Source organism: Desulforegula conservatrix Mb1Pa (genome assembly GCF_000426225.1).
Classification (GTDB): Bacteria; Desulfobacterota; Desulfobacteria; order Desulfobacterales; family Desulforegulaceae; genus Desulforegula; species Desulforegula conservatrix.
Genome location: NZ_AUEY01000024.1, coordinates 1 through 23463, shown reverse-complemented (window position 1 = coordinate 23463; position 23463 = coordinate 1). Strand labels below are relative to the sequence as shown.

The 23463-nt window shown below is 43.9% G+C and carries 16 protein-coding genes; 14 read left to right on the top strand and 2 right to left on the bottom strand.

All coding sequences use genetic code 11. The features are described from left to right. Positions 1–3: 3 nt before the first annotated feature. From flgL to K245_RS0110420, 11 genes are all read left to right on the top strand, one after another. Complete coding sequence (gene flgL / locus K245_RS0110470; protein WP_027359255.1) at positions 4–2640, top strand: flagellar hook-associated protein FlgL; 2637 nt, start codon at positions 4–6, stop codon at positions 2638–2640. Positions 2641–2672: 32 nt separating this feature from the next. Then, entirely contained in the window at positions 2673–3650 is a 978-nt protein-coding gene (locus K245_RS0110465) for an NAD-dependent 4,6-dehydratase LegB (protein ID WP_027359254.1), read from the top strand. Continuing rightward, complete coding sequence (locus tag K245_RS0110460) at positions 3643–4782, top strand: LegC family aminotransferase (RefSeq protein WP_027359253.1); 1140 nt, start codon at positions 3643–3645, stop codon at positions 4780–4782. The genes K245_RS0110465 and K245_RS0110460 overlap by 8 nt, the downstream gene beginning before the upstream one ends. Beyond that, positions 4779–5408 (top strand): acetyltransferase, encoded by a 630-nt coding sequence (locus K245_RS0110455; RefSeq protein ID WP_027359252.1) that lies wholly within the window; start codon positions 4779–4781, stop codon positions 5406–5408. Before K245_RS0110460 ends, K245_RS0110455 begins: the two co-directional genes overlap by 4 nt. A gap of 110 nt (positions 5409–5518) precedes the next feature. Beyond that, positions 5519–6220: an SDR family NAD(P)-dependent oxidoreductase gene (locus tag K245_RS0110450; protein WP_198013872.1), complete on the top strand. Its 702-nt coding sequence runs from the start codon at positions 5519–5521 to the stop codon at positions 6218–6220. 24 nt (positions 6221–6244) lie between these two features. After that, a complete protein-coding gene (gene neuB, locus K245_RS0110445; RefSeq protein WP_027359250.1) occupies positions 6245–7255 on the top strand; it encodes an N-acetylneuraminate synthase in 1011 nt (336 codons plus the stop codon). A 1-nt stretch (position 7256) separates the two neighbouring features. Next, positions 7257–8429 carry a UDP-N-acetylglucosamine 2-epimerase gene (gene neuC, locus K245_RS0110440; RefSeq protein ID WP_027359249.1) on the top strand — a complete coding sequence of 391 codons (1173 nt, stop codon included), beginning with the start codon at positions 7257–7259 and terminating at the stop codon, positions 8427–8429. A 54-nt stretch (positions 8430–8483) separates the two neighbouring features. Continuing rightward, positions 8484–9536, top strand: coding sequence for a nucleotidyltransferase family protein (locus K245_RS0110435; protein WP_027359248.1), 1053 nt, complete (start codon positions 8484–8486; stop codon positions 9534–9536). Between the two features lie 40 nt (positions 9537–9576). Continuing rightward, a complete protein-coding gene (locus tag K245_RS0110430) occupies positions 9577–10272 on the top strand; it encodes an acylneuraminate cytidylyltransferase family protein (protein WP_027359247.1) in 696 nt (231 codons plus the stop codon). Positions 10273–10301: 29 nt separating this feature from the next. Then, complete coding sequence (locus K245_RS0110425) at positions 10302–13184, top strand: 6-hydroxymethylpterin diphosphokinase MptE-like protein (protein WP_027359246.1); 2883 nt, start codon at positions 10302–10304, stop codon at positions 13182–13184. Positions 13185–13684: 500 nt separating this feature from the next. Continuing rightward, positions 13685–17125, top strand: a complete 3441-nt coding sequence (locus K245_RS0110420) for a flagellin N-terminal helical domain-containing protein (protein WP_027359245.1) — start codon at positions 13685–13687, stop codon at positions 17123–17125. A gap of 99 nt (positions 17126–17224) precedes the next feature. Here the strand turns inward: K245_RS0110420 and K245_RS0110415 are convergent, their stop codons facing one another. Both K245_RS0110415 and K245_RS0110410 read right to left on the bottom strand, forming a co-directional pair. Then, positions 17225–17686: a Crp/Fnr family transcriptional regulator gene (locus K245_RS0110415; RefSeq protein ID WP_027359244.1), complete on the bottom strand. Its 462-nt coding sequence runs from the start codon at positions 17684–17686 to the stop codon at positions 17225–17227. Between the two features lie 341 nt (positions 17687–18027). Continuing rightward, the gene (locus tag K245_RS0110410) at positions 18028–19254 is read right to left on the bottom strand and encodes an LL-diaminopimelate aminotransferase (protein ID WP_027359243.1); all 1227 of its coding nucleotides are present in this window, start codon (positions 19252–19254) and stop codon (positions 18028–18030) included. Positions 19255–19794: 540 nt separating this feature from the next. Here K245_RS0110410 and K245_RS27230 point away from each other — a divergent pair. The 3 genes from K245_RS27230 to K245_RS0110390 all read left to right on the top strand — a co-directional run bounded on the left by K245_RS27230 (position 19795) and on the right by K245_RS0110390 (position 23164). Then, complete coding sequence (locus K245_RS27230; protein ID WP_084156211.1) at positions 19795–21126, top strand: (Fe-S)-binding protein; 1332 nt, start codon at positions 19795–19797, stop codon at positions 21124–21126. Between the two features lie 165 nt (positions 21127–21291). Next, positions 21292–22092, top strand: a complete 801-nt coding sequence (locus K245_RS0110395) for an MYG1 family protein (protein ID WP_027359240.1) — start codon at positions 21292–21294, stop codon at positions 22090–22092. Between the two features lie 295 nt (positions 22093–22387). Further along, positions 22388–23164 (top strand): HAD-IIA family hydrolase, encoded by a 777-nt coding sequence (locus K245_RS0110390; RefSeq protein WP_027359239.1) that lies wholly within the window; start codon positions 22388–22390, stop codon positions 23162–23164. The last annotated feature ends 299 nt before the right edge of the window (positions 23165–23463 follow it).

Here is a 23463-nt window from a genome sequence, read left to right as displayed (position 1 = left end):
GCTATGCGCGTAGCAAACAGAAGCATATATGAAATGACAAGCTACAGGTTGGGCCAGAGAACCGACGATCTGTATAAGGCAAACGAGGTGATCGCCACAGGGAAGAGGATAAACAATCTTTCTGACGATCCTGTTGGTCTTACCCAGGTAATGAATCTCAAGGCTTCTTCGTCCACACTTGACCAGTATAATCTGAATATTTCCAGTGGCAGGATGTGGTTGAATGCCGGAGAAACAGCCCTAACCAATGCGGAGAATGAAATTCTGTCAATAAAGACCACAAGTCTTAAAATGGCGGATGCTTCTGTGAATCCAGCCCAGAGAAAAGATGCCATAGCCAAGGTTGAGGCTGCCATAGGCCAGCTTTTATCCCTTGGAAACACTACTGTAAATAATCATCATGTCTTTGCCGGAAAGAGAACGGACAGTCCTGCACTTGTGATGAAGGACGGCAAGGTGGATTATGCCGGAGACGACGAGGCTTTTCTCGTTAAAATGGATCTTGCGACCGATGTCGAGGTGGGGTCTGTCGGAAAGAATATTTTCTGGGAAAATTTCGTAAAAGTCGATTCAACAAACAATATGATAGATTTTACGGAAGATACGGGCAAGGGCCATGAAATCATGAACATCCATGCCGAAGGAGAAAATGCGGCCTCTGATGTGAGCCTTGCTGTTAATGACAGAAGCCTTCTTATTTATGGAACTCCAAGGCCTTCAAACGAAGCAGAGGCAAAAGAAGTGCTTGGAACCGAGTATCCTCCTGGTCCACTGCCCATGACTTTTACATGGGAAGAAAGTTCCCAGTCCTGGAAAGTTGAAAACGATCCCGGATACGGACTCCCCGAAAGAATATCAGGAACTTCTTCCACTCTTGATATTGATCTTAATGATGACGGCACGAATGATGTTTCCATGCAGCTTAAAAAAGCAGCCAAGGATGGCGACAACGTGGAGTTCGATCTTGTGCGCAAGAGTATTGAGCTCAAGGCCGAGATTCCGGACGGCAAATACGAGGGGGCCGAGCTTGCCGTTGCCATGGAAAACGCCATGACAAAGGCTTCGGAGGCGAGCGGATACAAGGTAAAATACAAGGTCAGCTTTGATGAGGATACAAAGAAGTTTTCCATCAAGGAAGACGGCAGCTATCCTGGCTTTGTACAGTTCAATATGCTCTGGAAAACCGGAGACAACGCGAGCAGGAGTATTGCTCCTGATCTTGGTTTTGACCCGGTTGACGAAGTCCGGATTCCTGCCACAAGCGATGTGGCAGTAAAGAATATTTCCATTACAAACGCAAACAACAGGCTCGATTTCAGGGAAAATGACGGAACAGGATGGAGCCCGCAGATAAATGTCGAGATTCCTGTGGGCGATTATTCCGAAGAGGGTCTTGCCCATGCCATCGAATTTGCGATGCGACAGGCGTCAAATACTGTGGGCTATGATTCCCAGTTCGATGTTATGTTCTCCCGTCAGGTCACAGGACTAAATTCAACCCTTGGAGGGCCTCCTGTTATTACGATAACAAATCCTGACGCGCTTACTTTTTCTACTCCTGTTCCAGCTGTCAGTTCCCAGCTTGGCTTTACATATGATGGAGCCGGTAACTGGACCGTCGCAAATGATCCGGGATACAATCTGCCGCTGACACTCACAGGAACGGCAACAACATTGAATATTGATTTCAACGGAGACGCTACGCCTGACATGACACTAGACATGACGGCAAACCCTGCCGGCGCAGGTGATTCTGTGGCATTCGACCTTACTCCTTTTTACAGCATCAATTCCCCTGCCGGAAACACGGGACTCGAGATGCTCTGGAATACGGGTAATTACAATACAAGAACAATTGCAGGTGCGATCGGTTTCAACCCCGCCGCTGACAGTGTCGGAACCGTAAATTACACCGCAGCAAATACTGTAAGGAACATAACCATTGCAAATGCCGGGGTAGGGCAGAACAACAGGATCAATTTCAGGGAACTACCCCGTGATGGCCAGATAAGTCAGGAACTGACAGCCGAGATTCCTCCTGGAAACTACACCTCCGATGAGCTGGCCGATGTAATTGAAAAGGAAATGGAGAGGGTTTCGAGGTATGATATTGATTATTCGGTAACTTACGACGCTGAAACAGGAAAGTTCGCCTTCAAGGAAAACGGCTCAAGTCTTGACGAACTTCAGCTTCTGTGGGAAAGTGGCACTGATGGTTCCCTGGGAACCGGCACTTCAGCAGCCTCGGCGCTCGGTTTTGACAATGACGATGACGTGATCACAGAAATAAAAAGCGATGATGAGGCTGAATGGGGAATTTTCAGAACCTTGTCAGAACTTAAAACCTATCTTGAAAATAATGATACCCAGGGTGTGGAGCGCACAATAAGCAGGCTTGACATCCATTACGCACATATGGTCGAGACTGTTTCGGACATAGGAAACAGGGATAACCGTTTCATGACAAGGGAATCCATAATTTCAGACCTGACCATGTCATATACCGAGAGAAGGGTTAATCTTGAAGAGGCTGATTTTGTAAAGGCCGTTTCAGATCTTCAGGCCAAGGAACTTGCTTATCAGGCGTCCTTGAGTTCTTCTGCCAAGGTTATGAAGATGAGTCTGGTGGATTATATGTAAAATTTTATAGGTGGCCTTTATCTGGAGATTTCATGAAAGCACTTGTGACAGGAGCCGGTGGATTCATCGGCTCACATCTTTGCGAGGCTCTGACCGAAAAAGGATACGAGGTCAGGGCCTTTTTGCGTTATAATTCAAGGGGAAACAGAGGATGGCTTGAAAAGAGCCGGTTTGCAGAATCCATCGAATTTGTCACCGGAGACATAAGGGATTATGACAGCGTCAGGTCAGCAGTCAAGGGTGCTGATATGGTTTTCCACCTTTCTTCCCTGATTGGTATTCCTTATTCGTACAGGTCTCCGCTTGCCTATGTGAAAACAAATGTTGAGGGCGCGTATAACGTGCTCGAAGCTGCCAGGGAATATGGTGTTTCAAAATTAATCCATACTTCCACAAGCGAAGTTTACGGAACCGCCAGGACTGTTCCCATAAGCGAGGCTCATCCGATCCAGCCCCAGTCTCCTTACAGCGCATCCAAAATAGGCGCAGACGCATTGGCGTTTAGCTACTTCGCGTCATTTGGTCTTCCTGTAGTGATTGCAAGGCCATTTAATACTTATGGCCCAAGGCAGTCTGCAAGGGCGATAATTCCGACAATAATCACACAGATTCTGAGCGGTATGAAAAAGATCAAGCTTGGCAATCTTTCTCCTACAAGGGATCTTAATTATGTGGAAGATACCTGCCGTGGATTCATTGACCTGGCTGAATGCGATAAGGCAGCGGGTGAAACTGTAAATATAGGTTCAGGCCGGGAAATTTCCATAGGAGGTCTTGTTGATCTTATCAAGGAGCTCATGGCAAGTGATGTGGAAATAATCACGGATGATGAAAGAATAAGACCTGATAAATCAGAAGTTATGAGGCTTTTGTGCGACAATTCCAGGATCAACGAACTTACGGGTTTTACGCCGTCTGTTTCACTGAAGGACGGACTTAAAAGAACGATAGACTGGCTGAAAATTCCTGAAAATCTGTCCCAGTACAAGGCTGATATCTATAATGTTTGAAAAAGAAATAAATTTCATAAAATCCCTTTTCCCGGACAAAAAAAGCATAGCTCTGCATGAGCCGGTTTTTAAAGGGAACGAGAAGGCATATGTGGCTGAAACCATTGATTCCACATTTGTTTCTTCAGTCGGCGAATTTGTAACCCGTTTTGAATCCATGCTGTGCGAAGCAACCGGAGCAAAATACGCTGTCGCAACAGTCAATGGGACTTCGGCCCTTCATTCAGCTCTACTTCTTTCCGGGGTAAAAAACGGTGATCTTGTAATAACCCAGTCCCTTACTTTTGTGGCGACAGCAAACGCCATTGCCTATTGCGGAGCAGAGCCTCTTTTCATCGATATTGACGAAGATGCCCTCGGACTTTCTTCTTCTGCTCTGCTTATATTTCTTGAAGAAAATACAACCACAAAAGATGGGCAGTGTTTTCATAATGATTCTGGCAGAAAAATTTCAGCCTGCGTTCCCATGCATACATTTGGTCATCCATGCAGAATTGATGAAATCGTAAACATCTGCTCTGAATATTTCATTCCTGTCATTGAGGATGCCGCAGAAGCGCTTGGAAGCTTTTACAAGGAAAAATCTGCCGGTACATTCGGCTCTATGGGCGTTTTAAGTTTCAACGGCAATAAAATAGTCACATGTGGCGGAGGCGGTGCAATCATCACAGACGATGAAAATATCGCGGTTCTTGCCAAGCACATGACCACAACAGCCAAAAAGCCCCATAAATATGAATTTTTTCATGACATGACAGGCTTTAATTACAGAATGCCAAATCTTAATGCGGCCCTTGGCTGCGCCCAGCTTGAAAAATTATCTGATTTTGTTTTAAACAAGAGACAGCTTGCTGAAATCTATATGGATTTTTTCAAAGGCTCCGGATTTTCTTTTATAAGAGAGCCTGAGAATTCAAGGTCAAACTACTGGTTATGCAGTGTTCTTGTATCAGATAAGAATATCAGAAATGCTTTTCTTGATTTTGCCCACGAGTCAGGAGTCATGGTGAGACCTGTCTGGGAGCCAATGCATACACTTCCAATGTATGGAAAGTGCCCCAGAGGAAATCTTCCGATAACAGAAAAAATTGCAGCAAGGCTTATAAATCTTCCAAGCGGAGTTCGTTTATGAAACCTGAACTTATACTTGTAGGCGGAGGAGGGCATTGCCGTTCAGTCATCGATGCCATTGAAGAGGCTGATATATTTAGGATTGAAGGCATAGTTGATGTAAAGGAAAATGTCGGCAAGGATGTTCTTGGTTATCCGGTCATCGGCACAGACGGTGATCTTGAAAAACTTGTACGCAGATACACCTTTTTTCTTGTGACTCTGGGGCAGATTAAAACCTATGCACCGAGGCTCAGGATATATGAAATGCTGAAAAATATGGGTGCCATAATGGCTTCCATAGTATCTCCCACAGCGTATGTCTCAAAACATGCTCACATTGGGCCAGGGACTGTGGTTCTCCACGGAGCGACTGTAAATGCAGGAGCCGAAATTGGTGAAAACTGCATAATAAACAGCCACGCGCTGATTGAACACGATGCTGTAATCGGCTCACATTGCCATATTTCAACAGGAGCCATTATTAACGGAGGCGCAAGAGTCGGGGACAGAACCTTCATAGGCAGTGGATCTGTTCTGAGGCAGGAAATAAAGGTGGGCAATGGCTGCGTTGTTCAGACAGGGAGTCTTTTTATTAAAGATATCGAGGCTGATTCAGTTTTTAAAGGTAGCAAAATAGAGACTTAGCTTAATGTATTTTTGAGTCCGATGATGTTTAAAAAAACGGCCTTTATTTGCTCCTATGGCAATGTTTATGGCCTTCTTGATAAAACTTGGTGAATATAGGGTCGATTATTATGAAAACAGTACTGATTACAGGCGGCAACAAAGGCATTGGCCTTGAAACCACAAAGATTTTTCTTGGGATGGGATATAAGGTTGTGATCGTTGCCCGGGATTTTTCAGATTACTCCCTTATTCCTGATTCTGAAAACATCATAAAAAAGCCATTTGATCTGACTGATATCGAAAAAATACCGAAGCTGGTTTCTGAAATCGGTCATGTGGATGTTCTGATCAATAACGCAGGAGTAATGTTTGCCTGCCCTTATGATAATTATCCTGCAGAAAAAGTGGAAACAATCCTGAAGCTTAATATCGAGGCTCCGGTCGCGCTCATCAGGGAAGTTTCAAAATCCATGATTGAAAAAGGCTTCGGAAGAATCGTTAATAATGCTTCCATTGCCGGAGAGATTGGACATCCTGATGTATGGTACGGGATAACAAAAGCTGGCCTCATTAATGTTACAAAAAGTTTTGCAAAAATCCTTGGCGGAAAGGGCATCGTTGTAAATGCCGTTGCTGCCGGACCTGTTGAAACAGATATGCTCCACGTCATACCCGAAGACCGCAAAAAAGCTGTAAAAGCGGCGGTGTATCTTGGACGATTCGCTAAACCCGAAGAAGTCGCAAAGGCAATGGTCTGGCTTGCAACAGACTGCCCTGAGTACATAAACGGGGTATGCCTTGATATAAATAATGGGGCGTTTCCTCGCTAAAATTTAAGATGCTTAGGGTGAATCATGTTTGATAAAACTTTTATAATAGCCGAAGCAGGCGTAAATCATAACGGCAGCATGGATCTTGCCTTAAAGCTTGTTGATGCTGCAAAAAAGGCGGGCGCTGATGCTGTCAAGTTCCAGACCTTCAAGGCTGAAAAGCTTGTCAAAAAAGACGCTGAAAAGGCCGCTTATCAGAAAATAAATTCAGGTGCTTCTGAATCACAATATGAGATGCTTAAAAAACTTGAGCTCGCAGAAAAGGATTTTATTGAGCTAAAGGCTTATTGTGACTCAACCGGCATATTGTTCCTGTCCAGCGCATTTGACGAGGAAAGCGCAGAATTTTTGAATTCCATCGGCATGGCCATGTTCAAAATTCCGTCAGGTGAAATAACCAATCTTCCATATTTGAGAAAGATAGGCTCATTCGGAAAACCTGTGATTTTATCCACAGGCATGGCATATCTTGAAGAAGTTGCAGATGCTGTGGCGGTTTTTGACGCATGCGGACTGCCCCGCCAAAAATTATCCATTCTTCATTGCAGTACAGAATATCCTGCTCTTTTCCATGAAGTGAATCTTAGAGCCATGCGTACCATGCTTGAGGCTTTTAATGGCGTTACGATAGGCTATTCTGATCATACTCCTGGCATCGAAATCCCCATAGCAGCCGTGGCGCTTGGTGCAAAAGTCATTGAAAAGCATTTTACTTTGGACAGAAATATGGATGGCCCGGATCATAAGGCTTCTCTTGAACCACATGAGCTTGAGGCCATGATTAGCTCCATAAGGCATACAGAGGTCGCTCTGGGCGATGGAACAAAGGTTCCATGCAGTTCTGAAATTCCAAACAGGGAAATAGTCAGAAAAAGCATAGTCGCAAAGATCGACATAAAAAAAGGCGAGGTTTTTTCTACTGAAAATCTGGCTGTTAAAAGACCTGGAAAGGGGCTTTCACCAATGATGTGGGACAGCATCATCGGGCAGACCGCAAAAATGGATTTTAAAGCCGATTCAGAAATAGAGTTCTGATATGACTTCAACTCCTTCAAAAAAAATCTGCGTATTTACTGGAACCCGTGCCGACTACGGACTTCTTAAGCCATTGATGTCAAGGATTGCAGGCCATCAGTTTTTTAACCTCCAGCTACTTGTTACAGGCGCACATCTTTCAAGGGAGTTCGGATACACCTGCGCTGAAATAGAAGGAGACGGCTTTTTGATAGATGAAAAAGTCGAGATGCTTTTAAGCTCCGACACTCCTTCCGCCGTATCAAAGTCAATGGGGCTTGGACTAATGGGTTTTGCTTCGGCATTCGAAAGGCTTGGGCCTGACCTTCTGCTGATTCTCGGAGACAGATACGAAGCTCTTGCAGCAGCTTGCGCAGCCACAATGGAAGGTATTCCGATAGCACATATTCATGGCGGTGAAATTACTCTCGGCGCTGTTGATGACGCCTTCAGGCACGCAATCACCAAAATGTCGCATATCCATTTTACCTGTGCTGAAGAATACAGAAAAAGGGTAATCCAGCTTGGTGAATTTCCTGAAACTGTCTTTAATACCGGAGCACTTGGAGTTGATTCCATGCGTTCCCTCGATTTCATGCCAAAGGAAGAGCTCAGCCAGAGACTCGGATTTTCGGCGGATAATCCTTTTTTTCTCATTACTTTTCATCCTGAAACCCGATCAAGGGGAATGGCTGAAATGCAGACAAAAGCACTGCTTGAATCCCTTAATCATTTTGAAGACAGATATTTTATATTCACAAGTCCGGGGGCAGACGCGGAATCAGGCGTAATCAAAAAAATGATTTCGGACTGGGTTTCTGAAAAAAAAGAAAAAGCCCGGATGTATTCAAGCATGGGCAGGCGTTTTTATCTCTCTGGCATGAAGTATGCTGAGGCTGTTATAGGGAACTCATCAAGCGGAATCATTGAAACGCCATTTTTTAAAGTTCCATGCGTGAATATCGGAAAGAGGCAGGAAGGCAGAATCAAGGCGCAAAATATTATAGATACAGGATATTCTGCCGATAACATAAAAAAAGCGGTTGCTATGGCTGTTTCCAAAGATTTCAGGGCAGGGCTTGAATCTATGGTCAATCCCTTTGACAAGGGCGATACAGCAAGGGAAATAATTTCCATACTGGAAAACATTAAGTGGCCAGTCAGGATAGTAAAAAAATTCCATGACATTGGCTGATCCCTTTTGGATTCATGATAAACTGCTGCTTTAAGAAGAAAGTGAGGGGCTGTTATGAAAGAGTGGAAAAAAGTTGCGGTAAGTCCTGATATTACAATAAAAAAAACCATTGATGTAATAGACAGAACAGCTCTTCAGATCGCCCTTGTTGTGGATTCTGAGGATCGTTTACTCGGCACTGTTACAGATGGGGACATAAGAAGAGGCCTTTTGAGGGGATGTGAGCTTTCTGATTCGATTGAGACGGTATATCACCGTCAACCCATGACAGCTTCTGCCGATACTCCCATGGAACATATCCATTCAAGGATGAAGCGTTATTACCTCAAACACTTGCCTGTGGTCGATTCTGACGGAAGAATAGTATCCCTTGAGATCCTTAAGAATATTCTTTCGAAAGACCCGAAAAAAAGCCCTGTCGTTCTTATGGCGGGAGGACTTGGCAGCAGGTTAAGGCCGCTTACAGATGATTGTCCAAAACCTCTTCTTAAAGTAGGCGGAAAGCCCATACTTGAAATAATTCTTGAAAAATTTGTTGATGAAGGTTTTCAGAATTTCTTTATATCCATAAATTATATGGGAGATTCCATCAGGAAATATTTCGGAGATGGCTCAAGATGGGATGTATCCATAGAGTATCTTGAAGAAAATCAGAGACTCGGCACTGCCGGCGGGCTTTCTCTTTTTTCCGAGCTTCCTGATGAGCCTGTGATAGTTATGAATGGTGATCTTCTTACAAAAATAAGTTTTAATGCCTTGCTTAATTTCCATAAGGACAGCAGGGCATCTGCAACAATGTGTGTCAGAGAACATGAAGTAAGTATTCCATACGGTGTTGTTCGTGCCGAGTCCGCAAGACTCATAGAACTTCAGGAAAAACCTGTTCAGAAAATACTTGTGAATGCAGGTATTTATGTGCTTTCTCCAGAGGCTCTGCGCCTCATTCCTGAAAATCAGTATTTTGACATGACCGAGCTTTTTAATCAGATGATTGAACTCAACTGGCATACATCCGTTTATCAGATAAAAGAATACTGGATCGACATAGGAAGAATGAAGGATTTTGAAATGGCCAATGTGGAGTTCGGCAAGTTCTTTTCTTCATGATTTTTATATTGCTTAGTGTTGAGATATCGGAGGTTTTGTTTTGATTGATGGCAAAAAGGTACTTGCTGTTATTCCTGCAAGGGGTGGCTCAAAAGGTGTTCCTTTTAAAAATATTAAAGAAGTTGGAGGGAAGCCTCTGATAGCCTGGGTAATTGAGGCCGCAAAAAAATCTTCCTATATAGACAGGCTGATTCTTTCATCAGATGATGAACAAATAATACGAAAAGCACTCGAATATGGCTGTGAGGCTCCTTTCAAAAGACCTTACGAACTTGCAGGAGATAGCAGCAGTACGATAGATGCCATTCTTCATGCTGTCGGCAGTGTTCCCGGATATGATATTGTTGTTGTGCTCCAGCCAACATCTCCACTTGTCGAAGCATTTGATATAGATGCCTGCATTAAAAAAATGGTGGAATCTTCGGCAAAATCATGCGTTTCCATGACAGAGCCCGGCAAAAGTCCCTACTGGATGTTTACTCTTGATGCAGGGGGTTTTATTGTTCCACTCATGGATGAAGGCTTTCTGAATAAGAGAAGGCAGGATCTTCCTGCTGTTTTTATTCCTAATGGTGCCGTCTATGTAGCTTTTATCGAGTGGCTCGGACTGTCAAGGTCATTTTACGGGAAAGAAACGGCCTGCCATGTCATGCCAGAGCAAAGATCCATTGATATTGATACAGAGATGGATTTCATCATTCTTGAAGCCCTGCTCAAAAACAGATCCCCAAATTAAATTTTCTGAACAGAATACAAGGACAGCAAATGGACAACAACGCTATTTACGAAAAAAATATATCTGTAATTCAGGAAAAATACCCATCTCTTTATACTGCTCTTACTGAGAAGGATCATTCTGATGAATCTCTGGATATTCAAATATTCAGGAACAAGGCTGGTTTCCCATTTGCTTCGCTTCATAACAGGGCCAATGGCAGATCTGTCATCATCCATGACGCAGATGATCCATATGCGGAAGCGTCTGCAATTGTTGATTCAATTGAAATAAATCCCGGCGAAGTCCTTTTTCTGATGGGCATGGGGCTTGGTTATCTGCCGCTTGAGATTGTAAAAAGAGAGATTCCTCTTCTTAAGCTTTTCATCGTTGAGAAGAGCTTTAAGCTTTTTTTGGAAGCAATTAATAATCTGGATCTTTCAGCTCTTTTTGAGGCCGAAGACGTCTATTTCATAATGAGTGATATTGGCGATATCAGGTCTTTAATTTATGCCGCCCAGGCAGATGTCAGCCTTATGTTCAAAGGATCCCGCGTAACTTATTTTGAGCCTGAACGTGAAATTTTTCCTGAATATTTTGCCTATGCAGGGAAAGAAATCCATAACCAGGTACACCATGTCCTTGTAGGCTTGAATACCTCAAGAAACATAGGCCCGATGTTTTTTGAAAATCAGATGAGGAATTTTACAACTACCCTCAAATCAGCAAATCTTGGAACTGTTCTGGATCGATGGAAAGGCAAGGCTGCAATAGTTATCGGTGCAGGCCCATCGCTTTCAGATAATCTTGAGACACTGAAAAAATACAGAAACAGGTTTGCCATAATTGTGGTTGATACGGCCCTGCCTGTTCTTCTTAAAAATGGCATAAAGCCTGATCTTGTAGCGACCGTTGACTTTCATTACATTTCTTTTGAAAAATACAGGGATGTAATAGACAAAACAGAAGATATACCTCTTGTCTTTGCCTCCAAGGGCGCGACAATGACTCTCAAGCCTTATCGCTGCCCGGCCAAATTTTTCATAGCCGAATCCTTTGGTATTATAGGCAGCTTTATGAAGGATTGGAAATACTGGGTAAATTTTGGTGATATCGAGGCTGTGTCTCATCTGGCGCTGCTTTCCGCAAGAATTTCAGGGGCTGATCCGATAATCTTTGTCGGTTTTGACCTTGCTTACCTTGGCCTTCGCTCATACGCAGACGGGACTTCTCTCACGCTTAACATAAATGCGGAAACCATGGTATGGGTACCTGACCAGAATGGAGTCCCGGTTCCGACAGATATCCAGATGTACGGACAGCGGACGATCATGGAAAAACAGATAACGGAGAGTTCGGTGAAATTTTATAACGTCAGCAGAGGCGTTGCAATCAAAGGCGCTGAACCTGTTGATTTGGAAGCCTTACTTGATATTCAGCCTGATCTGGATGAAGGGTTTTCTGATGTTCTATGGAAAACATGGGAGGAGGCCCCAAAGCCAACCATTGATGTGGTTCTTGATTATCTGAAAAAAAACCTCAAGGATATTAAAACTTCAGAAAAGAAATGTGAAAAAGGAATGGTTGTTTCCAGAAAGGCTTCGAAAGAGCTTGAGAAAAATGAAAAGGCCATGCTTCTTGTTTACAGCCCCCTTGTTGAGAAGGCGCTTGATCTTTATGATGAAGCAATAAAAAGATCTGAAGTTTATGATAATGCAGTCATGTTTTTCCAGGGAACAGACATGAGGTTAAAAGTTGAAGAAAGCCAGCTCGCGCTCGACGATAAGGAGTTGACCGGTGTCATGAAAGTCGCATCGGAGATGGACTTTGTTCATAAGGCTTTTAAGGCGAGAAAAGATGCCCTGGATAGGCTTTCCAAAATTTTTAAGTCTCTTCATAGCAGGCTGTCGGCTGAGAAGAAACTTTTTGTGGAGCTTGATAAAAAAAGTTCAGGAAAGAAAAGATCTGAAATTCTTGTTTCCCTCGGAGAGTCATTTCTTGAGTATACGGATTTTGTCGATGCAGAAAAAACTTTCAGACAGGCGATTGACGAAGACAGGCAAAATGCTTCTGCCTGGACTGGCCTTGGTAAAACCCTGAGTGCTTTGAAAAGGCATAAAGAGGCCTTGGAATGCCATAATGCTGCGGTTAAAATAAGCCATGGGGCTTTGGTAGCAGTTAAAAATCTGGATGATGAAAAAAAATATCCTGACAATATCCTTGATCAGGCCGAAAGATATATGAATGGCCGTGATCCTGGAATAATGGGAAACGTCAGGGAAAATTGGGCTATTCGTTTTTGTGATGAAATTCTTGGCCTGTATCCTGAAAATGAGCGCGCCGCTTTAATTAAAAAAGAAGCGCAGGAAAAAGTCGCAAGTGGTAAAAGAAAACAGGAGGAACTGCTGCCTTTTTTGATGGAACATTATGAGGTCGCCATAGAAAAAGCTGAAATTATTTCTTCCGAAAAACCAGAGCTTGCAAAAAAGGTGTTTGAGATTCTGCGCAAACACCATCCTGAAAACCCCCGCATACTGTTAAATCTTGGTCTTATCTACCTTGGGGAAGAAGATCTTCCCAAGGCAAAAAGATGCTTTATCCAGGCCCGCTCCCTTGACCCGGATGCTTATGCTCCAAAGATTCATCTGGCAGGCGTCTTGTCCCAGGAGGGGAATTATGCTGAAGCATTGATTCATCTTGAGCAGGCCTATGTTTCAGCTCCCGAAAACATAGCGGTTTTTCTGCTTGAATCAATAGCGGATCTCCAGTTTGAGGCAGCTAATTTCACTTCGGCCCTGTCCAATTACGAAAAATTTTTCATATCTTTTCCGGAAAGAAAGGATATTCTTACTAAAATAGGAAACTGTTATTCTGAGCTTGGTCTGGATGAAGCTGCCAGCTGTGCCTGGGAGCTTTCGGGTAAAACTTCTTGAACAAATAGCCGCAGTGTTTTGTGAAAAGGCTAAAGAACGCCGGATTTCAATTAGTCCGGCGAAATCTCCCCCAGATTAAGATCGTGGGTCACATACCACAGACAATACTTGATACCTGATAAGACCCTGCATTATTCTCCTTTTTTTGCTCAACCTCCACCAATGTTTTAATAATGGCAATTACTTCCCATGGGAAAATCTTGCTGTGGAAATAAGCCGTTGATCAATTATGATGGTATTTTGACGCCATCTCCGTCATTTATTCAGCATTTCATTCGTATCATGTCCTGGTGGCCATTTCTGCTGCTCAATATAACATCCTGCTTTTGCAGCTTTTTATGTTGTTGCTCCAATCTGTAGATGGGATGAATTTTCCGCTATTTTTATTGTTTTATGGGCTAAATATAGTTATTTCAATGTGTTATATTTTGGCATCCTTCTTGCTATCCTTGTTTGCAAATAAATATTCCGCAAACAAGGATGTTAAGGAGGATATACCTATGGGACTTCGAATTAATACAAACTTACAGGCGCTTACAGCGCACAAGAACCTGACAAAGACCGACGCAGGTTTAAGTCAGTCACTGGAGCGTCTCTCCAGTGGATTAAGAATCAACAAAGCGGCAGACGACGCTTCAGGTCTTGCGATTGCTGATAACCTTCGTGCCCAGCATACTGGTATTGCCCAGGCAATATCGAATGCCAATGATGGGGTTAATATTATTCAGATTGCTGACGGAGCACTTGAGGAATCCCTCAACATCGTAACCACAATCAGATCAAAAGCCATCCAGGCTGCTTCTGATGCCCAGAATCTTTCGTCCAGAAAGGCCATTCAGGCAGACGTTAACAAGCTTCTGGAAGAACTCCAGATGATTGGGGAAACAACTGCCTATAACGGCCTTGCCCTTCTTGACGGTACTTTCATCAACAAGGTCTTTCATGTCGGAGCATACAAGGATGAAACCGTAAGCGTAAATGTCGATGACGCAAGAGCTACAAAAATAGGTGCGATGGCATATGCCAAAACAAATCGTAACTCTGTGGCTGCTGTTTCTGACCCGTTCCTCAAGGGCGGCACTGTAACAAGTGAGGCCCTCATTAAAGGTGATATAAGGGCAAACAGCATAAATATTGGCTCATCTGTAAACATGCTTGCAACATATGGTAGCACAGATTCTGCTTGGGCCAAGGCAGCGGCTATTAACGGTAAAGTCAATGAAAGCGGTGTCCAGGCAAAGGCCACCACAGAGTTGATTATAAATGTTGGCACGGGCATTGGAGCTGCAACCCTTAATGGAGTTGCCCTTACAGGCGCGGTAACTGACAATGCACTTGTGAGTGTTATTAATAATAATGCAAGTTTCAAGGCTATGGGCATTGCTGCCGAGCATTTTGACGGCCAAGTCAGGTTAGTTGCTAATGATGGCAGAAATCTTGTTCTTGCTGGTGCCGCAGGCGGCGCTTCCATGAACGGAATGGCAATAACCACGATCACACAGCGTGGATCCCTAACTCTTTCAAATGCAAGGGCAATGGTTAACAGCGAGGCCGGAATAGCAGCTGGTTCAGTAAGTACCGGAGATCTTCTGATAAATGGTGTGGATGTGGCTGCAGGCGGAGCTCTTGCCATACTTGCCGGAGACGGTGACAGAACCCTCGTAACTTCGATAAATAACAACAGGGATTTACAGGCGCTTGGAATAAGGGCCGAACTTTACAAGGAAACCGGCGATGTAAATTTCAGGCTCAGAATTATTTCCGAGAAGGAGCCTGTCACAATAAGTGGGGCAGATCCGCATAAGGTAGCTCAACTCATCAGTGGAACACGTGAAGGTGTCAAAACAACTGGCGTTGTTATGGAAGGCGCGGCTACGGACTCGGTTCCTACTGACAATTTTATCCAGAAGATAGGCTTTGACGGAGCAAGATTTGGTTCAAGGGAACTTAATGGAGCTTCAAATTCAGGCGGGAATGATGTCGCTGTTGTAAGCAAATCATATCTTACCGGAACCCAGGTCAGTAAGGCTGCCATAGTCGCCGGAGATCTTTTTGTTAACGGTATTGCGCTTGGGGCAACCGTTTCCCAATTCACGGTTTTTGGCAGTGCAAATACTGCATGGGCAAAGGCTGCGGCCATAAACGAGAAAATCAATCTCACCGGTGTCGCAGCCAAGGCAACCACAGAGCTTGTGATTGGAGTTGGGCCTGTGGCAGCGGGTCTTAACCTCAATGGCATATCAATTGGCGTTGCGGCTGGCGCAACGGCAGCCATGGTTGTGAGCAATATAAATACCAACACAAGTCTCCAGGCAATGGGGATAAGGGCAGAGCTTATTGGCAGCGAGGTTAGGATCGTTGGGGATGATGGCCGCAATCTGTCTTTGGCCGGCGCCGGAGCGACTGGTGTTACTCTTAATGGACAGGCTATGGCAGGCCTTTCCTATGTCGCAAGGGGTGCTCTCTCATTGACCAACGCGAGGGCTATGGTTAACGGGGAAGTGGGTATCCAGGCAGGTTCAATAAATGAAGGCGAGCTTATTATAAATGGTATAGACATAGCCCGGGGCGGCAGTCTTTCAATAAAGGCAGGCGATGCAGATCGAACCCTTGTGAATGCAATCAACAACAATGGTGATCTCCAGAAAATGGGAATAAGGGCCGAGCTTTACAAGTCAGCTGGAGATACGGATTTCAGGCTTAGAATCATATCTGAAAGAGATCCTTTGACAGTTGGCGGGAATGACCCTTCAAAGGTGGCAAAAATGCTGCCCGGTGTTGCCGAAGGAACAAGATCCAGCCAGATAAAACTTTCAGGAGCCCTTGTTGACTCTTCTCCAACTTCAGACAATTATCTTGAAATGCTTGGTCTTGGTGGAATCCATTACGGAGCATCAGAGGAAACAGGAATAGACAATACCCCAGGAAACGACCTTCTCTTCTTTGGCGTGGATACCTTTTCCTATAAGAGCGGTGATGTAAGCATAAATGGCTACAAGATAGGCCAGCCTGTGGATGACGGCATTTCCCATGCCCTCGGAGACAAGAGTGCAGCTGCGTGGGCTGCAGCAATCAATCTTGTCAAGGATGAGACAGGTGTCGAAGCCGATATTATCAAGGCCAATGTTACCGGCGCAGGCTCTGTTGTTGAAGGCGTTCTTACCCAGGGCGACTTCAAAATAAACGGCATAGATATAGTTCGTGACAACACAGGCGGTAAGGGTATGCAGGTTCTTGCCGGAGACGCTGATCACGCTCTCATGAACGCGATAAACGAATACAAAGATCAGACAAAGGTAATAGCAAGCATAGACAATGATGGTAAGCTTGTACTATCGGCTCTTGATGGAAGAAATATTCATGTGGAATCAACCGCAGCAGGAAACAAATATATAAAATTTGAAGCAGATTTTGGCCCGGGAAAAGGCGTAGCTCAGGATTCTGTCTATATGGGCGAGATAAGACTTGTGGCAGATACACTTTTCCAGGTTGACGGGGCCGGCAGCAGCGCTTCAGGCAGGGAACTCAGTCTTATGAGAATGGGACTTGCAGGCGGCGGAACAAAAACAGAGGCGACCAGCGACCTTAGGGGCGACGGAACCCTTATTGCCGGTATCAATTATGATACTGCAATATCAACCGCAGACGTGACAACCCAGCAGGGAGCTGAAATGGTAATCAGATCGGCCGACTTTGCAATAAAACGTCTCGATTCAATTAGGTCTGGTTTGGGTTCTGTTCAGAATCAGCTTACAAGCACGGTTGCAAACCTTTCAGTAACCAAGATTAACGTTCAGTCCACGGAAAGTACCATCCGCGACGTGGATTTTGCTCAGGAAAGCTCGGTGTTCTCAAAGATGCAGGTTCTGATGCAGGCTGGCACCTATGCCCAGTCCCAGGCAAACGCATCTGCCCAGAATGTAATGAGACTTCTTCAGTAAAAAATAAATAAAAGCGGATGGGCGAAGTCCATAGGTAGGGCGCATATCGGCACGGATGCTGGATGCGCCCCTCGCTTTTTGTGAGGGGAAGGATAGATTTTATTCTGTCAGGCTTACTATTACGTCGTTCATTCTCCCTATTCGCTGAATAAGCTTGTTCAGTATCTGATCCTTTATTTTTTCACGGATTTCAGAAGTAAGCTTATCAAGCATTGACCTGTTTATTCTTATTGCTATGGTGGTTTCATCAGACACGATATTGGAGGTTCTTGGATTTCCGGTGATAAAGGCGATTTCACCGAAAAAGTCTCCGGGCTCAAGTCTTGCCAGGGGGATTTTTGAATTCTCCTTTATAACAATTACTCCGCCTGAAAGAATTATGTAAAAGGCATTGCTGTGGTGACCTTCTTCAATGATTCTTTCGTCTTTTTCATACACAAAAAAATTTGTATGGAATTCTGAAAGTTTGGTGATTTCGGAAGTGTTGAAATCCTTGAAAAAATCAAGGCGCTTCATTATCTCTGTGACCTTTTCCTTGGTGATATATTCAACTTTCTGCATTTTCACCCCTGGAAGGATTTTATTATTATGATGAGGTGCATCTAAAAATGCCATTTTGCCCAAGGCGATAATCGGGCTGTTGATTCAATGGTCTTGTAACAGTTTTTTAGAGTTGCAATAACTGAATATATCTCTATCTCAGACATGCCAGACTCAAGTTCAGTTCAATTTATTTTGAATAAAGGTTTTATGCAAGTTTTTAGAAGAAATTTCAGGGAGTTTAGGTAAGGCGGCCTCTCAAAAAGTCGGAATAAGGCGTCAGCGTCATGCCTGAATGGCCCCAATATAATATGTAAGGGAAAGAAGCCTGCCTTGTTTGGTCAAGGCAGGCTGTCCTTTTATTATTTCAGGGCTTCTTTGATTTTGGCCATGGCCTTCTGAACATTTTCATAACTATTGAAAGCGCTTATACGGATATATCCTTCACCGCATCTTCCGAAACCAGCACCAGGAGTACAAACAACCCCAGCCTTTTCAAGCAACAGGTTGAAGAAATCCCACGAGCCTGTTCCCTTGCCGTATATCCATATATAAGGAGAGTCGACTCCTCCTGTGCACTCATAGCCGAGGGCCATCATTGATTCCCTGATGAGCGCCGCATTCTTCAGATAATATGCAGCAAGCTCCTTAACCTGGGTTCTGCCAGGCTCGCTGTAAATTGCTGCTGCGGATTTCTGGACAGGGTATGATACTCCATTAAACTTGGTTGTCTGGCGTCTGTTCCACATTGCATAAAGGTTGTGGGCGTTTCCTTCGGAATCATAGGCCACGCAGTTTTTAGGAACGACGGTGTAAGCGCATCTTGTTCCTGTGAATCCTGCGGTTTTTGAAAGACTCCGGAATTCTATGGCAACCTCCCGTGCTCCTTCAATCTCATATATTGATTTCGGAAGTGCCGGATCAGTTATAAATGCCTCATATGCAGCATCAAAAAGAATCAAGGCCTTGTTCTTTTTCGCATAATCGACCCATTTTGCCAGCTGGTCTTTTGTTATTGTGCTTCCGGTCGGGTTATTGGGGAAGCAGAGATAAATAAGGTCAACCGGCTTTTCAGGAAGCGCCGGAACAAATCCGTTTTCCCTTGTGCATTCAAGATATACAATGCCTTCGTACCTGCCGTCGGCAAATTTCCCTGTGCGGCCAGCCATTACGTTTGTATCAAGGTAGACAGGGTAAACAGGGTCAGGGATTGCTATTATAATATCTTCGCTAAAAAGCTCCTGTATATTTGCCGTGTCGCATTTTGCCCCGTCACTTACAAATATTTCATCCGCGCTTATATCAGCTCCGTTTGCCTTGAAATCATGCTCTGCAATCGCTTCCCTCAGAAAGGCATAGCCCTGCTCAGGGCCATAGCCTTTAAAAGTGGAATCTGAAGCCATTTCATCTATTGCCTTATGGAACGCGTCTACGCATGCCTGGGGAAGAGCCCTTGTAACGTCTCCTATGCCAAGCCTTATAATTTCCCTGTCAGGATTTGCGGCCTGGAACGCTGACACTCTTTTGGCGATTTCAGAAAAAAGATAGGAGGCGTTAAGTTTAAGATAATTTTCATTTATTCTTATCATTGGTTTATCCTTATATAAGCTTTAGTATATAATCTTTGGAATTCGGGTTGTTATTTTTTTAGGCATTGTTTTTGATTTCATTATAAAAATATCGGGCTTAAGTCAAATTCATTGAATCAAAGAACCTTATCTTTCGGGCTGTTTTTTAAGAATCAATGGAGCTCTGTGAATGTATAGAGGTTCTGAAAGTTTTTGATTTGCTAAAGATGTTTGTTTTCTTTTACGAGGTTAGAAATCTCTAATAATAATTTTTTAAGAGCGAATATGATTGAATTTAGATGGATTTGTTCTGTTATTTCAGGTTTTTCGCTGCTTTTGGAAGAGATTTTTTTCTGTTCCGTGGTTTCCTATTGACATCTTTTATGGTTTAAGCGAGAACTGCATCTCAGTGTGGCAGATTAGTTTTCCCTTATTTTAAGGGTTCGGTGATTTACCTGATAGGTGTGGGATTCTGCCGTTTTTGCGGCGGTATCCAGATGGTTTTGGGCAGACGGGAAGAGCCCCGGATGCTTTGCAAATCAAGACGGAGGAGTTTGTAAAATGGCTCAAGAAGCAATCAAAATCGGCGGGAAGAAGAAGAGCGCCTTTATCGACAAGGTAAAGGCCATTCTTCCTGAAGGCGGGAATCTCAATTCCTGTCTGACCTGCGGTCTTTGCTCTTCCGGGTGCCCGGCCAGCGGTTTTGCTGGTATGGACCCCAGGAAGTTCCTGCGTATGGCCGCGTTGGGACTGGACGAAGAAATAATGAAATCCAACTGGATGTGGATGTGCAGTATGTGTACGCGTTGCGTGTATGCATGCCCGATGAAAATCAACATTCCCCAGCTGGTATTCAACGCAAGACAGATGATTCCTCGTGAGGAAAGACCAAAAGGTATTCTTGGATCATGCGACATGGCCATGAAAATGGACACATGCAGCGCCATGGGTTGTTCCCAGGAAGACTTTGAATTCGTTGTTGGTGATATTCTCGAAGAACATAAAGCTGAGTATCCTGAATGGGAAGAAAGGGATCTTCAGGCGCCTATCGGAAAATTCGGCGCTGAATTTTTTCTTAATCAGAACTCTCGCGAGCCAATGACAGAGCCTGAAGAACTTCTTCCTCTGTGGAAAATTCTTAATCTTGCAGGTGTTGACTGGACTTATGGCCGTAAAGGCTGGGCTGGTGAAAACTACTGTATGTTCCTTGCTGATGACGAAGGATGGGATTATGTTACCCGTACTGCTGCCGAGGAGGCGAATGAACTCGGGTGCAAGGTCTTTCTCAATACCGAGTGAGGGCATATAACATTCTCAGTCCTGGCAGGACTGAAAAAGTACAACATTCCGCACAACTTCGAAGTCGGCACCATCTATCAGTACTACGCACAGTGGATCCGCGAAGGCAGACTCAAGCCTAGTTCCGAGTGGAACAAGGATCTCCAGATTAAATTCACCATTCAGGACCCATGCAATATTATCCGTAAGACCTTTGGCGACGCAGCAGCTGATGACATCCGTTACGTCATTAAGTCATGCGTGGGCGAAGAGAATTTTGTGGATACTTATCCAAACAAGAGCAATAACTTCTGCTGCGGCGGCGGCGGCGGATATCTCCAGTCCGGTCTTAAAGAAGAAAGACTTCTTTACGGAAAAATCAAGGACGAGCAGATAAAGGCTACCAAGGCTACCTATGTAGTTGCTGGCTGCCATAACTGCCATGCCCAGATTCATGAGCTTTCAGAACATTATGGAAGTCATTACCATGTTGTTCATATCTGGACAGTTCTTGGTCTTGCCCTTGGTATTCTTGGAGAAAGCGAAAGACAGTATCTCGGAGAAGAACTCCAGGAAGTAAATCTTCCACCAAAAGCGGAAGATGCTGAAGAATAAATAGATTCAATTATTATTATTGAATTTTAAACCCGGAGGCTTTGCCTCCGGGTTTTTTATTTTTTGCGCACATTAAAAAGTCTGCTATTTAAAGAATCTAAAATTGACATTATCTTCATACCCAGCTCACTATAATTATATAAATATCCTTATGGGACAGATCATATGAAAAAAACAATAATCACACATCCTGGAAAGGCCCATTTCGACGAGTTTCTTGCTTTGTCACTTATTCTTGCTTCTTATCCTGAAACCGAGTTTGATGTTTTCAGAAAAGAACCTGAAGAGGCCGAGCTTGATGATCCTGAAATATGGGTTGTGGATGTTGGCGGACGCCATGAACCTGAAATGAAAAATTTTGATCATCATCAGGATCTGACAATTCTGGCCAGTTTTTGTATTGTGGGTGATTATCTTGGTTTGTCCGAAACCATGAAGATAAAACCCTGGTGGGATTTCAAGGAAAAGATGGATCGCCTTGGCCCGATAAGGGTTTCAAGACTTATGGGCGTAGAGGATCTTGAGCCTGCATACAGCCCACTCGAATCATGGATTGTTAAATGGTTTGAGGATGATCCGAACTCTGTTACTCCTATCATGAGAAAATTTGGAATCGAAATTATTAATGAAGCCAAGGAACTCAAAGCAAGTTTTGATTTTTGGGCGTCATGCGAAAGAAAAGTCATAAAGGGCAAAGAAGTTATAATCGGCCTCACAGATGACAGCACAGGCATGGATGCCTACTGGAAGACGATTGACGGCCAAAAGGCCGCTGCATGCATTTCGTGGGACAGCAGGGGGAACGGCTGGAAACTGTATCGCTTTGGCGACTTCCCTGGAGTCAATTTTTCAAAGATAGAAAAGCATCCCTCCGTTAAATTTGCGCACAAAGGCGGGTTTGTGGCCAAAACATATGAAAAACTTCCGGTTGATCAGATACTTGCGCTTGTTGAATTATCGTTTTAGGATAATTGCAAAACGAGTTTATGGCCTCTAAATAGTTTTGACAGGGTCGCAAAAAGTCCGATTACCGTCATTCCTGCGCAGGCCGGAATTCAGAAGTATTTTAAATTACTGGATGCCTGATCAAGTCTGGCATGACGATACCGCCCATTTTTGACTTTTTGCGATACCATCAGTTTTGAATTAAAAAACAAAACTCGAACACCAGAAGTTCAAAAAGTTTTTTGCGGAGGTTTTTTACAAAAAAGCGACCCGCCAGAGGCCGATAAAAATTAGCATTTTAAGCTTAAGGGGATTTATGGAATCTTTAAGAGAAAAGGAAGCGTTCATCTGCGATATGGACGGAGTAATATATCATGGTAATCAGCTTCTTCCTGGAGCCATCGAATTTCTTAACTGGATAGAAGAAACAGGCAAAAAATTCCTGTTCCTTACAAACAGCAGCGAAAGAACTCCGCGCGAGCTGCGTGAAAAGCTTATCAGGCTTGGCGTTGAGGTTTCTGAAAAATCTTTTTACACAAGCGCACTTGCAACCGCTGATTTTCTTGCGACCCAGACTCCGGCTGGAAGCGCCTATGTTATTGGTGAAGCAGGTATAATAAATGCCCTTTACGAGGCCGGATATTCAATGAACGACATGAACCCTGACTACGTGGTGGTGGGTGATACGCGCAAGTACAGCTATCATCAGATAGAGCATGCAGTTAAGCTTGTCATGAATGGATCTCGGCTTATAGGAACTAATTCGGATCTTACTGGGCCGATTGAAAATGGTATAGCTCCTGCAACAGGAGCCCTAATCGCGCCCATAGAGCTTTCAACAGGATCAAAAGCATATTTTGTCGGAAAGCCTAATCCTCTAATTATGAGAAATGCAATGAAAAAGCTTGGCGTAAGGGCAGAGGCTGTCGCAATTATTGGTGACAGGATGGATACGGATATAATTGCGGGAGTCGAATCTGAGCTTACGACCGTGCTTGTTTTAAGCGGCGTCACTGCAATGGCTGATCTTCCTAAATTTGCTTACAGGCCGAATTATATTCTTAACGGAATAGGGGATGTGGTTAATTCGTAGAACCGAAAACAAACAAATTTGACATTTTCATTTTTTCACAAAATCCCTGCATCAGAGTATTTTATAGTCATGGCCCGGTTTTATATTATCCATGCAGACGAGATTTCTTAGTGTAATATGCTTTTTTTATCACTGATTAGTATATTTGATTACCATTTTTACTCCGCCATGCTTATCTTAAGGCATGTGAAAGATTATCCAGATATGATGGAGGTGTAGCATGGCAAAAAATATGATCCAATTTCAAAAAGGAAAGAGTATTCACGAATTCCTGTCCGAATATGGGACCGAAGATAAGT